Source organism: Stenotrophomonas sp. Marseille-Q5258, from assembly GCF_946900935.1.
Classification (GTDB): Bacteria; Pseudomonadota; Gammaproteobacteria; order Xanthomonadales; family Xanthomonadaceae; genus Stenotrophomonas; species Stenotrophomonas nematodicola.
The window spans coordinates 103,790-115,537 of the sequence record NZ_CAMPPN010000017.1 but is presented as its reverse complement, the minus strand read 5'-3'; the positions used below and the strand labels follow the sequence as shown (position 1 = coordinate 115,537).

The 11,748-nt window shown below is 68.0% G+C and carries 12 protein-coding genes and 1 tRNA gene; 10 read left to right on the top strand and 3 right to left on the bottom strand.

Translation table 11 applies throughout. The features are described from left to right. Both OC534_RS13105 and OC534_RS13100 read left to right on the top strand, forming a co-directional pair. On the top strand, positions 1–180 hold a 180-nt coding region (locus tag OC534_RS13105; RefSeq protein WP_262071955.1), incomplete at its 5' end, for a hypothetical protein. 245 nt (positions 181–425) lie between these two features. Then, positions 426–1,847 (top strand): sugar porter family MFS transporter, encoded by a 1,422-nt coding sequence (locus tag OC534_RS13100; protein ID WP_262071954.1) that lies wholly within the window; start codon positions 426–428, stop codon positions 1,845–1,847. A gap of 113 nt (positions 1,848–1,960) precedes the next feature. Here the strand turns inward: OC534_RS13100 and OC534_RS13095 are convergent. Next, a tRNA-Glu gene (locus OC534_RS13095) sits at positions 1,961–2,035 on the bottom strand. 50 nt (positions 2,036–2,085) lie between these two features. Between OC534_RS13095 and pcnB the strand changes: the two genes are divergently transcribed. From pcnB to pgi, 6 genes are all read left to right on the top strand, one after another. Further along, complete coding sequence (gene pcnB, locus OC534_RS13090) at positions 2,086–3,465, top strand: polynucleotide adenylyltransferase PcnB (RefSeq protein WP_136005958.1); 1,380 nt, start codon at positions 2,086–2,088, stop codon at positions 3,463–3,465. A gap of 3 nt (positions 3,466–3,468) precedes the next feature. After that, positions 3,469–3,957 (top strand): 2-amino-4-hydroxy-6-hydroxymethyldihydropteridine diphosphokinase, encoded by a 489-nt coding sequence (gene folK / locus OC534_RS13085; RefSeq protein WP_017355947.1) that lies wholly within the window; start codon positions 3,469–3,471, stop codon positions 3,955–3,957. Between the two features lie 31 nt (positions 3,958–3,988). After that, the gene (gene panB, locus OC534_RS13080) at positions 3,989–4,804 is read left to right on the top strand and encodes a 3-methyl-2-oxobutanoate hydroxymethyltransferase (RefSeq protein WP_017355948.1); all 816 of its coding nucleotides are present in this window, start codon (positions 3,989–3,991) and stop codon (positions 4,802–4,804) included. Beyond that, a complete protein-coding gene (panC, locus tag OC534_RS13075) occupies positions 4,801–5,643 on the top strand; it encodes a pantoate--beta-alanine ligase (protein ID WP_166472867.1) in 843 nt (280 codons plus the stop codon). The genes panB and panC overlap by 4 nt, the downstream gene beginning before the upstream one ends. 139 nt (positions 5,644–5,782) lie before the next feature. Further along, complete coding sequence (gene panD, locus OC534_RS13070) at positions 5,783–6,163, top strand: aspartate 1-decarboxylase (RefSeq protein WP_017355950.1); 381 nt, start codon at positions 5,783–5,785, stop codon at positions 6,161–6,163. Next, positions 6,160–7,674 carry a glucose-6-phosphate isomerase gene (gene pgi / locus OC534_RS13065; RefSeq protein ID WP_136005846.1) on the top strand — a complete coding sequence of 505 codons (1,515 nt, stop codon included), beginning with the start codon at positions 6,160–6,162 and terminating at the stop codon, positions 7,672–7,674. Before panD ends, pgi begins: the two co-directional genes overlap by 4 nt. A gap of 37 nt (positions 7,675–7,711) precedes the next feature. Here the strand turns inward: pgi and OC534_RS13060 are convergent, their stop codons facing one another. Both OC534_RS13060 and OC534_RS13055 read right to left on the bottom strand, forming a co-directional pair. Beyond that, a complete protein-coding gene (locus tag OC534_RS13060) occupies positions 7,712–8,302 on the bottom strand; it encodes a response regulator transcription factor (RefSeq protein ID WP_017355952.1) in 591 nt (196 codons plus the stop codon). After that, positions 8,299–9,525 (bottom strand): ATP-binding protein, encoded by a 1,227-nt coding sequence (locus tag OC534_RS13055; protein WP_017355953.1) that lies wholly within the window; start codon positions 9,523–9,525, stop codon positions 8,299–8,301. The genes OC534_RS13060 and OC534_RS13055 overlap by 4 nt, the downstream gene beginning before the upstream one ends. Positions 9,526–9,657: 132 nt before the next feature. On the opposite strand from OC534_RS13055, the gene ispG reads away from it, so the two are divergent. After that, a complete protein-coding gene (gene ispG / locus OC534_RS13050) occupies positions 9,658–10,923 on the top strand; it encodes a flavodoxin-dependent (E)-4-hydroxy-3-methylbut-2-enyl-diphosphate synthase (RefSeq protein WP_017355954.1) in 1,266 nt (421 codons plus the stop codon). Further along, positions 10,904–11,611, top strand: a complete 708-nt coding sequence (locus tag OC534_RS13045; RefSeq protein ID WP_017355955.1) for a phosphatase PAP2 family protein — start codon at positions 10,904–10,906, stop codon at positions 11,609–11,611. Before ispG ends, OC534_RS13045 begins: the two co-directional genes overlap by 20 nt. The last annotated feature ends 137 nt before the right edge of the window (positions 11,612–11,748 follow it).

The following is an 11,748-nucleotide window of genomic DNA, read 5'->3' as shown; positions in this document are numbered from 1 at the left end:
AGGCGTGAGAGGGGGAGAAGAGAGAGGGTGAGGATGGTGAGGGGGTGGGGAAAGAACGGGAGGCGGGAGACGATGGTGGAATGGGTGGTTGGTGAAAAAAGAAGGGTATTATTTTTGGAGGAACTGCCACCGATCAAGGTCAGAACAAGGAGTATCGTCGGCAGCGTCAGAGGTGTATAAGAGCAAGGAGCAGGGGCTCTGCATTCTGCCATTGCAGGCAGGTGCTGCCTGGGCCGGGGGCATGCGGCGGTGCACGATTGCACCGCCGCCGGCGACCCGGCCAAGATGATGGCTGCCGGTGGACAGCAGGGGGCGGGAACAGTGTGACGGCGCAGCGTAGCGGGCGGCGGGAGGCCCGCGAGAACCGCATCACCCTGTCCGCGCCGGGCTGATCCACGTCCTTCCTTTTCCTTCCGGATGCGCCCATGTCCACTGCGTCAGCCACCCTCGCCACGCGCGGGGAGAACACCGCCTTCATTGTTCTGATCAGTTGCGTGGCCACCATCGGTGGCTTCCTGTTCGGTTTCGACAGCGGCGTGATCAACGGTACCGTCGACGGCCTCAAGCAGACCTTCCACTCCAGTGAAGCCGGGATCGGCTTCGAGGTGGCCTCGATGCTGCTGGGCTGTGCGATCGGCGCGTTCTTCGCCGGGCGGCTCGGCGACCGCCTGGGTCGGCGCGGGGTGCTGATCATCGCCGCGGCACTGTTCCTGTTCTCGGCGCTGGGGGCGGGTGCGGCACACAGCTCGCTGGTATTCATCATCGCGCGGGTGATGGGCGGCTTCGCGGTCGGCGCGGCGAGCGTGATGTCGCCGGCCTACATCGCCGAGGTGGCCTCGGCGCGGTACCGGGGCCGGCTGGCCACGGTGCAGCAGATGGCCATCATCGGTGGCCTGTTCTGCGCGTTCCTGAGCAACTACCTGCTGGCGCGGGCGGCGGGCGCCTCCACCGAGGCGCTGTGGCTGGGCCAGGCGGCCTGGCGCTGGATGTTCTGGATGCAGGTGCTGCCCTCGCTGCTGTTCCTGGCCCTGCTGATGGTGATTCCGGAGAGCCCGCGCTTCCTGGTGGTCAAGGGCCGCCGGGAAGCGGCGCTGGCGGTGCTGACCCGGCTCTACGGAGCGCAGGAGGCGCGGCTCAAGATCACCGAGATCGAAGGCTCGCTTGCCCAGGACCAGCACCGCCCGCGCTTCTCCGACCTGCTCGGCAAAACCACGGGCCGGCTGCGCCCCATTGTCTGGGTCGGGATCGGCTTGGCCGTGTTCCAGCAGCTGGTCGGCATCAATGTGGTGTTCTATTACGGCGCGGTGCTGTGGCAGGCGGTCGGCTTCTCGGAGAACGACGCGTTGCTCATCAATGTGCTGTCCGGCGGGCTCAGCATCGGCGCCTGCCTGCTCACCGTGGTGCTGATCGACCGCATCGGCCGCCGTCCGCTGTTGTGGATCGGCTCGGTGGGCATGGCGGTGTCGCTGGCGCTGATGGTGGTGGCCTTCTCCAGCGGGACGCTGATGGACGGCCGGCTGCAGCTGTCCGATGCGATGGGCAGGCTGGCGCTGGTGGCGGCCAATGCCTACGTGGTGTTCTTCAACATGTCCTGGGGCCCGGTGATGTGGGTGATGCTGGGCGAGATGTTCCCCAACCAGATCCGGGGGTCGGGCCTGGCCGTGGCCGGGGCGGCGCAGTGGATCTCGAACTTCGCCATCACCGTGACGTTCCCGATGCTGCTGGCCGGCATCGGCCTGGCCGGCGCCTACGGCATCTATACCGCCGCAGCGGTGGTGTCGATCTTCTTCGTCCTGCGCTATGTCAAGGAGACCAAGGGCAGGGAGCTGGAGCAGATGGAAGGCTGACGGGGCGGCCGGACGCCGGGCCGCCCCGTGCGGCCTGGCTGGCGCGGGCGCGGCGGGCGGCCCAACGCAAAAACCCCGCCGGAGCGGGGTTTTTGGCTTTTCTGCGCGACGACTGGTGCTCCCTAGGGGACTCGAACCCCTGTTTTAGCCTTGAGAGGGCCACGTCCTAACCTCTAGACGAAGGGAGCAGGCTTTGTCGCGAACTGCGCAGCGCGCTAGTATATTGACCTAGATGCCATTGGGCAATCCCGAAACTTCAACCGGAAGCGCCAACATCAATTCCTCTGCTACATCACCGTTCAGCCTGCGCGTGATCCCGCGCGACCAGCACAACATCTCCCGCAAGGACATCAGCCCCAACGCCCTGCGCGTCCTGTACCGGCTGCGCGATTCCGGGTTCGGCGCCTACCTGGTGGGTGGTGCCGTGCGCGACCTGCTGGTGAACGGAAGCCCCAAGGATTTCGACGTCGCCACCGACGCCACGCCCGAGCAGGTCAAGCAGTTGTTCCGCAACTGCCGGCTGATCGGCCGCCGCTTCCGCCTGGCGCACGTGGTGTTCGGCCGCGAGATCATCGAAGTGGCCACCTTCCGCGCCAACATCGATGACGGCAGCGGCGACCGCGAGATGGAAAACGGCATGCTGGTGCGCGACAACGTGTACGGCAGCATCGAAGACGACGCCATCCGCCGCGACTTCACCTGCAACGCGCTGTACTACGCCATCGAAGACTTCTCGGTGCGCGATTACACCGGCGGCTTTGAAGACGTGCAGGCACGCCTGATGAAGCTGATCGGCGATCCCGAGCAGCGCTACCAGGAAGACCCGGTGCGCATGCTGCGCGCGGTGCGCCTGGCGGCCAAGCTCGGGTTCCAGATCGAAGACGCCACTGCCGAGCCGCTGCCGCGCCTGGCCAATCTGCTGTCCGAAGCCGCGCCGGCGCGCCTGTTCGAGGAAGTGCTGAAGCTGTTCCTGTCCGGGCACGGCGTGGCCAGCTTCGAAGGGCTGGAACGCTACGGCCTGCTGCAGGTGATGTTCCCGGAGAGCGCGGCCGCGTTGCGCAGCAACCGCAGCGGTGCGCTGCGCCGGATGGTGATCGAAGGCCTGCACAACACCGATCTGCGCGTGGCCAATGACGAGCCGGTGTCGCCGTCGTTCCTGTTCGCGCTGCTGCTGTGGCCGGCGTTCTGCCGCGCGCTGGCCACCCTGCAGAAGCAGGGCGTGGCACTGGAAGAAGCGCAGCGTCGCGCCGCCGACCGCGTGACCCTGCACCAGCTCACCACCATTGCGCTGCCGCGCCGGTTCTCGCTGCCGATGCAGGAGATCTGGCTGCTGCAGGGGCGTTTCAGCTCGCGCCAGCGCAAGCGCGTGTTCCGCACCTTGACCCACCCGCGCTTCCGCGCCGCGTTCGACTTCCTGGTCCTGCGCCAGGTAGCCTCCAGCGAGCACCAGGCCGATGTGGAGTTCTGGCGCGAGGCCCAGCAGCAGTCCGGCCATGAACTGGACTCCACGCTCGACGCGGCCCATGCCGATGCCGATCTGGACGGGGAAGACGGTGCGCCGCGCAAGCGTCGCCGTCGCCGTCGCCGGCCCGTCGGCGGGCCTGCCGCCAGCGAGTAAGCCGTGACCCTGGCCTGTATCGGGTTGGGCGCCAACCTCGGGGACGCCGCGCAGACCCTGCGCGATGCGTTCCAGGCGCTGGCGGCGCTGCCGCACACCACGCTGCGGGCGCGCTCGCAGTTGTATGGCACGCCGGCGTGGGGCAACGTGGACCAGCCGCCCTTCGTCAATGCCGCTGCCGTGCTGGACACCGCGCTGGCCGCCCCGGTCCTGCTGGAGGCGCTGCTGGCGATCGAGCGCGACTTCGGCCGGGTCCGCGAGCCGGGCCTGCACTGGGGGCCGCGCACGCTGGACCTGGATGTGCTGCTGTACGGTGAGGAGGTCATCGACCTGCCGCAGTTGAAGGTGCCGCATCCCCATCTGCACGAACGTGCGTTCGCGTTGCTGCCGCTGGCTGAAATCGCCGGTGAGGCGCTGATTCCAGGACGTGGCCGCGTGCGGAATGCTGCAATGCAGGTGGAGGCCTGCGGGATCGCTCCAATAGGAGGATAATGCGGGGCTTATCGCCACCGGTTATCAGCTCATGAGTACCCACGCAGACAGCAAGCCCTGGACCGTCCCCGCGCTGGCGGAGGCCAAGCGCAACGGGCAGAAGCTGGTGATGTTGACCGCTTACGATGCTGGCTTCGCGCGCAGTTTCGATGCCAACGGGGTCGATCTGATCCTGATCGGCGACTCGCTGGGCATGGTGGTGCAGGGGCACGATTCGACCCTGCCGGTCACCACCGACGACATGGTCTACCACACCCGCGCCGTGGCCCGGGTGGTGCAGCGCGCGCTGGTGATCGCCGACCTGCCGTTCGGCGCGGACGCGAGCCCGGAACGTGCCTTCGAGGCCTCGGTGCGCCTGCTGCAGGCCGGTGCCGAGATGGTCAAGATCGAGGGCGCCGGCTTCAAGCTGGACGTGATCCGTTATCTGGTCGAGCGCGAGATTCCGGTCTGCTCGCACCTGGGGCTGACCCCGCAGTCGGTGCTGCGTCTGGGCGGTTACCGCGTGCAGGGGCGTGGCGATGCTGCCCGCCAGCTGGTCGAGGATGCCAAGGCCGTGGTCGAGGCGGGCGCCACCCTCATGGTGCTGGAGTGCCTGCCCACGCCGGTGGCCGCTGCGGTCACCGCGGCCGTGACGGTGCCGACCATCGGCATTGGCGCCGGCCCGGCGTGCGACGGCCAGGTGCTGGTCCTGCATGATTTCCTCGGCCTGGACAGCGGCCATCGCCGGCCCAAGTTCGTCAAGGATTTCCTGGCCGAGGGCGGTTCCATCGCCGGCGCCGTCCGTGCCTTTGCCGACGCCGTGCGCGACGGCTCCTTCCCCGACGCAGAACACGCCTACGCCTCATGATCGACACCGTCACCGAACTGTCCCGCCTGCGCGCCGTCGTCAACGGCTGGAAGCGTGAGGGCCTGCGCGTCGCGCTGGTGCCCACGATGGGCAACCTGCACGCGGGCCACTACTCGCTGGTGACGCTGGCGCGGCAGTACGCCGACCGCGTGGTTTCCAGTGTCTTCGTCAACCCGACCCAGTTCGGCCCGAACGAGGACTTCACCCGCTACCCGCGCACGCCCGAGGCCGACACATCCGGCCTGCAGCAGGCCGGCTGCGACGTGCTGTGGCTGCCCACGGTCGAATCGATGTATCCGTTCGGCGTGGCGTTGGCCGCCAGCGTCAATGTGCCCGGCATCAGCGGGCTGCTGGAAGGCGCGCACCGCCCGGGCCATTTCGACGGCGTCTGCACCGTGGTCTCGCGGCTGTTCAACCAGGTCCAGCCGGACGTGGCCGCGTTCGGCAAGAAGGACTATCAGCAGCTGGCGGTGATCCGCCAGATGGTGGAGGACCTGGCCTTCCCGATCCAGATCGTCGGTGGCGACATCGTGCGCGAGGCCGACGGCCTGGCCATGAGCTCGCGCAACCAGTACCTCAACGCTGAGCATCGCCAGGTGTCCACCACCATCCACCAGGTGCTGCTGGCCATGCGCGAAGGCTTCATCGGCGGCAAGGCACGCACCCTGATCGAGGCGGAGGCCACCGCCGCGCTGCAGGCCGCCGGCTTCCAGGTCGACTACGCCGTGGTGCGCCTGCCGGACCTGTCCGAACCGGCCGATGCCGACGATGGCACGCGCGTGGCCCTGATCGCCGCCCGCATCGGCACCACCCGGTTGATCGACAACCTGGAGTTCTGAGCCGGCGGGCGGCGGCCCGCCGGGCGCCACCCGCCGCCGCCGGCATCTGCCTGAACCGCCGGCAGCGGGCAGGGCGCACCCCCTGCCGCCTGCCGCCCGGGTGCTAGAATTTCCCTTTCCTTTACCGTTGTCGCGTGCCATGCACCTCTCCCTGCTCAAGACCAAGATCCATCGCGCCACCGTCACTCACTCCGAGCTGAACTACGAAGGTTCCATCGCCATCGATGACAACCTGCTGCAGGCCACCGGCATCCGCGAGTTTGAACAGGTGCATATCTGGGACGTCACCAACGGTGCGCGTTTCTCCACCTATGCGATCCGTGCCGAGGCCGGCAGCGGCGTGGTCTCGCTCAACGGCGGCGCGGCGCGCCACGTGCAGGTGGGCGACATCATCATCATTGCCGCCTTCGCCAGCATGAGCGAAGAAGAAGCTGACAGCTTCAAGCCGAAGTTGGTATATGTGGACGGCAAGAACCAGATCTCCCACACCAACGACACCATTCCGACCCAGGCCGCATGACACAGCACAACGGATTCGACCCGCTTCATTCCCATGCCCAGCGCCTGCGCGGCGCCAGCATCCCGTCGCTGCTTGCTGCCGAACCGGAGCGGGCACGAACGTTGGGGCTGCGGGTGGGTCCGTTGTACGTCAATTTCGCGCGGCAGAAGGTCGACCGCGCGGCGTTGGATGCGTTGCTGGACCTGGCGGCCGGATGCGATGTCGCCGGTGGCCTCCAGCGCCTGTTCCGCGGTGAAACGGTCAACGTGACCGAAGGCCGCGCGGCGCTGCATACCGCGCTGCGCGGCGACCTCAGTGGCGCACCCGTGGCGGGCGAGGCCTTCGCCACCGCCGCGCAGGTGCGGGCGCGGATGGGCGAACTGATCACGGCGCTGGAGCAGACCAACGTCACCGATATCGTCAGCGTCGGCATCGGCGGGTCGGACCTTGGTCCGCGCCTGGTCGCCGATGCGCTGCGTCCGGTGAGTGGCGCACGCTTCCGCGTGCATTTCGTATCGAACGTGGACGGCGCGGCCATGCAGCGCACGCTGGCCACGCTGGACCCGGCCACCACGGCCGGCATCCTGATTTCCAAGACCTTCGGCACCCAGGAAACCCTGCTCAACGGGCAGATCCTGCACGACTGGCTGGGCGGCAGCGATCGTCTGTACGCCGTCAGTGCCAATCCCGAACGCGCCGCCAAGGCGTTCTCGATCGCCGCCGGCCGCGTGCTGCCGATGTGGGACTGGGTGGGGGGGCGCTATTCGCTGTGGTCGGCGGTCGGCTTCCCGATCGCGCTGGCCATCGGCTTCAAGGGCTTCGAGCAGCTGCTCGACGGCGCGGCGCAGATGGACGCGCACGCGCTGAACGCACCGCTGGACCAGAACCTGCCGGTGCTGCATGCGCTGACCGATATCTGGAACCGTAATCTGCTTGGCCATGCCACCCATGCGGTGATGACCTACGACCAGCGGCTTGCGCTGCTGCCGGCCTACCTGCAGCAGCTGGTGATGGAAAGCCTGGGCAAGCGCGTGCAGCGCGACGGCAGCCCGGTCACCACCGACACCGTGCCGGTGTGGTGGGGCGGGGCGGGCACGGACGTGCAGCACAGCTTCTTCCAGGCGCTGCACCAGGGCACCAGTGTCATTCCAGCCGATTTCATCGGCTGCGTGCACAACGATGATCCCTATGTGGTCAACCACCAGGCGCTGATGGCCAACCTGCTGGCGCAGACCGAGGCACTGGCCAATGGCCAGAGCAGCGACGACCCGCACCGCGATTACCCGGGCGGCCGCCCCAGCACCATGATCCTGCTCGACGCGCTCACCCCGCAGTCGCTGGGCGCCCTGATCGCGATGTACGAACACGCCGTGTACGTGCAGTCGCTGATCTGGAACATCAACGCCTTCGACCAGTTCGGCGTGGAGCTGGGCAAACAGCTGGCCAGCCAGCTGCTGCCGGCGTTGCAGGGCGACGCGGCCGCCATCACCGACCCGGTGACGCTGGAGCTGCTGGCCCGCCTGAAGGCCTGACCGCATCCCAACCCGTAGCGCCGACCAACGGTCGGCGCTATCTGCTGGGGTCGCGCTCGGGGCTCGGCCGCTTGGCCAGCTTGCGCTGCAGCGAACGGCGGTGCATGCCGAGCAGGCGCGCGGCGGCGGAGACGTTGCCGCCGGTTTCGTGCATGGCCTGCTGGATGTGCTCCCACTGCAGGCGACTGATCGGGGTCATCGCATCCGGTGGCTCAAGATCGCCGTCGTCGGCCGGGCCGTCGTCTTCCTCGCCCAGCGCACGCAGAATCATCGGCACTGTGGCCGGCTTGGGCAGGTAGTCGTCGGCGCCCAGCTTGATCGCCTCCACGGCGGTGGCGATGCTGGCGTAACCGGTGACCAGCAGAATGCGCATGTCCTCGCGCAACGCGCGCAGCGGCTGGATCAGCGCCAGACCGGATTCGGCGCCCAGCTTGAGATCGATCAGGGCAAAGGCCGGCGGCTGCTGACGGGCCAGCAACAGCGCCGAGGCGATGTCGCTGGCGGTGACGGTGTCCAAGCCCTTTCGCGCCAGGCTGCGCTGCAGAGTGCGCAGGTACAGTTCGTCGTCGTCGACGAGCAGGCCGTGGAGGGCCGGCGCGGTGCCGGGTACCGGAGTGTAGGGGGTCATGCGGAAGTCTCCCGGGGGGACAAGGGCAGGCGGAAGCCGACGCGGGTGCCGGCACCGTGGGCCGGACGCATCCACAGTTCGCCTTCCAGCCGCTCGATGGTGGCATGCGACAGGGCCAGGCCAACGCCCATGCCCTCGGTCTTGCCGCTGTTGAAGAGCGTGCCGGGCAGCACCGCCTGGCGCGCATCGAAACCGTGGCCGTAATCGCGGACTTCGCCGATCAGGTCCTCGCCCTGGATGCGCAGGGTGAGATCGACCTGCGGGCGCTCGGCTTTCTCACCGGCATCGGCGGCATTGTTGAGCAGCACCATCAGCAGGTGGCCGATACCGGGATCCAGTGGCAGGTCCAGCGGGGCATCGTCATTGCGCTTGAGGGTGATGGTCGGGCGCACCAGTCGCCACTGTTCGAGTACCTGAGGCAGGGTCACCCGGTCGCGGCCGGAGCTTTCGCCCGCCGCCGGGCGGGCCAGCGCCAGCACGCGTTCGCGGCATTGCACCAGCAGCTCGCGCAGGGTCTCCACGTCGTCGCGGACCTCGCTGCTGTCGGTCTGGTCGGCGATGTCGTCGGCGAGCAGGGTCATTGTCGCCAGCGGCGTGTTGAGCTCATGCGCCACCGAGGCGGCATGCGTGGCCAGCGCGACGATGCCTTCGTTGCGCACGAAGCGCTCGCGCAGCAGCGCCAGTTCGTGCTCGCGATGGCGCAGGGCGATGGCCAGCCGGGTGGCGAACACCAGCACCACCGTGGCCGACAGCAGGAAGTTGCAGACCACGCCCCACTGGTGCATCTGCATCGCGGTGAAGTAGCCGGCCGGCAGCGGAACGCCGAACAGGCCGCTGACGGCATAGCCGATCAGACAGGCGGCGGCCACCGCCAGGGTCCAGCGCAGCGGCAGGGCGAGCGCGGCCAGGGCGATCAGAATCAGGAACAGCGAACCGAACGGATTGGCGATGCCGCCGCTCCAGCCGACCATCCAGGTCAGGACGGTGACGTCGACCAGGATGTGGCAGAACGCGGTGAGCGGCGCGGTGTCGGCGTCATGCACCCGCCATTGGGCGTAGAGATTGAACAGGGCCAGCGCCGCCACGCCGGCCCAGAGGGGGCGCTGCGACAGCTCCAGGCCCAGCACCCAGGTGGCGACGAGGATGGTGGCCGCCTGGCCGGCCACGGCCAGCCAGCGCAGACTGCACAGCGTTCGGAGGAAGGGGGCGTCGGGACCGGTCATTGCCCGCCCATCGTATGCGTTCAGCGGGCCGGCTGCCTGCGACAATCGGCCGCATCGGACGGACGGCACCGAAAATGAGTGCCGTCCAACGGCCGGCACCTACGCGCGCGCCGGGCGCGCTAAAATGCTCGGATGCACGATGCCGTTACCCGACCGACCCAACCCGCCGACACCACCGTGTGGGCCCGCCGCCAGACCCAGCCCGTCCGCATTGGCGGCGTGGTGGTCGGTGGTGGCCATCCCGTGGTGGTCCAGTCGATGACCAACACCGACACCGCCGATGTTGCCGCCAGCGTCAAGCAGGTGGCCGAGCTGTGGCGGGCCGGATCGGAAATGGTGCGGCTGACGGTCAACAACCCCGAATCGGCAGCGGCGATCCCGCGTATCGTCGAGAAGCTGCGGATGATGGGGATCGACGTCCCCCTGATCGGCGACTTCCACTACAACGGCCATCAGCTGTTGACCCAGGAACCGGCCTGCGCCGAGGCCCTGGCCAAATACCGCATCAACCCGGGCAACGTCGGCTTCGGCAAGAAGAAGGACACCCAGTTCGCCCAGTTGATCGAGTTCGCGATCCGCTACGACAAGCCGGTGCGCATCGGCGCCAACTGGGGCTCGCTGGACCAGTCGCTGGCCGCACGCCTGATGGACGAGAACAGCCAGCGCGCACAACCGTGGGATGCCGGCCGGGTGCTGCGCGAGGCGCTGATCCGTTCGGCGCTGGATTCGGCCCATACGGCCGTGGAACTGGGCCTGCCGCGTGATCGCATCGTGCTTTCGGCCAAGGTCAGCGGCGTGCAGGAACTGATCGCGGTCTATCGCGACCTGGCCCAGCGCTCGGACTTTGCCCTGCACCTGGGGCTGACCGAGGCCGGCATCGGCAGCAAGGGCATCGTCGCCTCCTCGGCGGCGCTGGCGGTGCTGCTGCAGGAAGGCATCGGCGACACCATCCGCATTTCGCTCACCCCCGAACCGGGGCAGTCGCGCACCGCCGAGGTGATCGTGGCCCAGGAGCTGCTGCAGACCACCGGCCAGCGCGCGTTCACGCCGCTGGTCACAGCCTGCCCGGGCTGCGGACGCACCACCTCCGAGTTCTTCCAGGAGCTGGCCAAGGTGGTGCAGAACCACGTGCGCGGCAAGATGCCGGAATGGAAAGTGAGCCACCCGGGCGCGGAGAACATGACCCTGGCGGTGATGGGCTGCATCGTCAACGGGCCGGGTGAATCGCGCCATGCCAACATCGGCATCTCGCTGCCGGGCACCGGTGAGACCCCGGCCGCGCCGGTGTTCGTCGACGGCGAAAAGACGGTGACCCTGCGCGGCGACAACATCGCCCAGGACTTCGTGGCGTTGATCGACGACTACGTCGAACGGACCTATGTCCGACGTGTCGGATAAGCCCACGGTGCTGGCCGCACCGGAGCCGGCCGCCGGGTTCCGCCACTGGATGGGCCACAACGCGTGGCGCTTTGTCCTGCTGTTCGTGGGCGTCCTGCTGCCGCTGGCCGGGTTTGTCGCATTGGCCGACGAAGTGCACGAACTGGAATCGATCCATTTCGACGCGCCGCTGCTGTGGAAGATGCATGGCCTGCATTCGCCCGGGCTGGACCGCTTCTTCGTGCTGCTGTCCAAGCTGGGCTACGAGTGGTTTCTGATCCCGGCCGACGTGCTCATCGTGGCCGCGCTGCTGTGGCGACGACGCTGGCGGGAAGCCAGTTTCGTGGCGATCTGTTTCGTGGGCTCGGCGTTGTTGAACCTGGGCAGCAAGCAGTTCTTCCAGCGTGACCGCCCCAGCCTGTGGGAATCGATCGCCCCGGAGAGCACATTCAGCTTCCCGAGTGGCCACGCGATGGGCTCGATGACGCTGGCGGTCACCCTGATGCTGCTGGCCTGGGACACCCGCTGGCGCTGGCCGGTGCTGATCCTGGCCGGTACGTTCGCCCTGCTGGTGAGCGTGTCGCGGGTGTATCTGGGCGTGCATTACCCGTCCGACATCCTGGCCGGGTGGTGTGCCGCCGTGGTTTGGGTGGTAGGGTGTTTCCTGGTGATGTTCCGGCGCCGCCACCCGTGGCGGCATCGCAACTGACCCGGACACGGCACGAATCGCACCGGGGAGAGGTGCGGTGACGCGGGGAGCGTCGTTGCCGATAGGCTGAGTAAACCAGGGTTGCCTTCATTGAAAGGCAAGGGGAAGGGGCTTCCAGAAGCGGATGTGATGTCAAC

What these genes read in the sequence shown, in the direction of transcription:
- OC534_RS13100 (WP_262071954.1), top strand. Translation starts at nt 426, where the DNA reads ATGTCCACTGCGTCAGCCACCCTCGCCACGCGCGGGGAGAACACCGCC.
- panB (WP_017355948.1), top strand. Translation starts at nt 3,989, where the DNA reads ATGAGTACCCACGCAGACAGCAAGCCCTGGACCGTCCCCGCGCTGGCG.
- panC (WP_166472867.1), top strand. Translation starts at nt 4,801, where the DNA reads ATGATCGACACCGTCACCGAACTGTCCCGCCTGCGCGCCGTCGTCAAC.
- panD (WP_017355950.1), top strand. Translation starts at nt 5,783, where the DNA reads ATGCACCTCTCCCTGCTCAAGACCAAGATCCATCGCGCCACCGTCACT.
- pgi (WP_136005846.1), top strand. Translation starts at nt 6,160, where the DNA reads ATGACACAGCACAACGGATTCGACCCGCTTCATTCCCATGCCCAGCGC.
- OC534_RS13060 (WP_017355952.1), bottom strand. Translation starts at nt 8,302, where the DNA reads ATGACCCCCTACACTCCGGTACCCGGCACCGCGCCGGCCCTCCACGGC.
- OC534_RS13055 (WP_017355953.1), bottom strand. Translation starts at nt 9,525, where the DNA reads ATGACCGGTCCCGACGCCCCCTTCCTCCGAACGCTGTGCAGTCTGCGC.
- ispG (WP_017355954.1), top strand. Translation starts at nt 9,658, where the DNA reads ATGCACGATGCCGTTACCCGACCGACCCAACCCGCCGACACCACCGTG.
- OC534_RS13045 (WP_017355955.1), top strand. Translation starts at nt 10,904, where the DNA reads ATGTCCGACGTGTCGGATAAGCCCACGGTGCTGGCCGCACCGGAGCCG.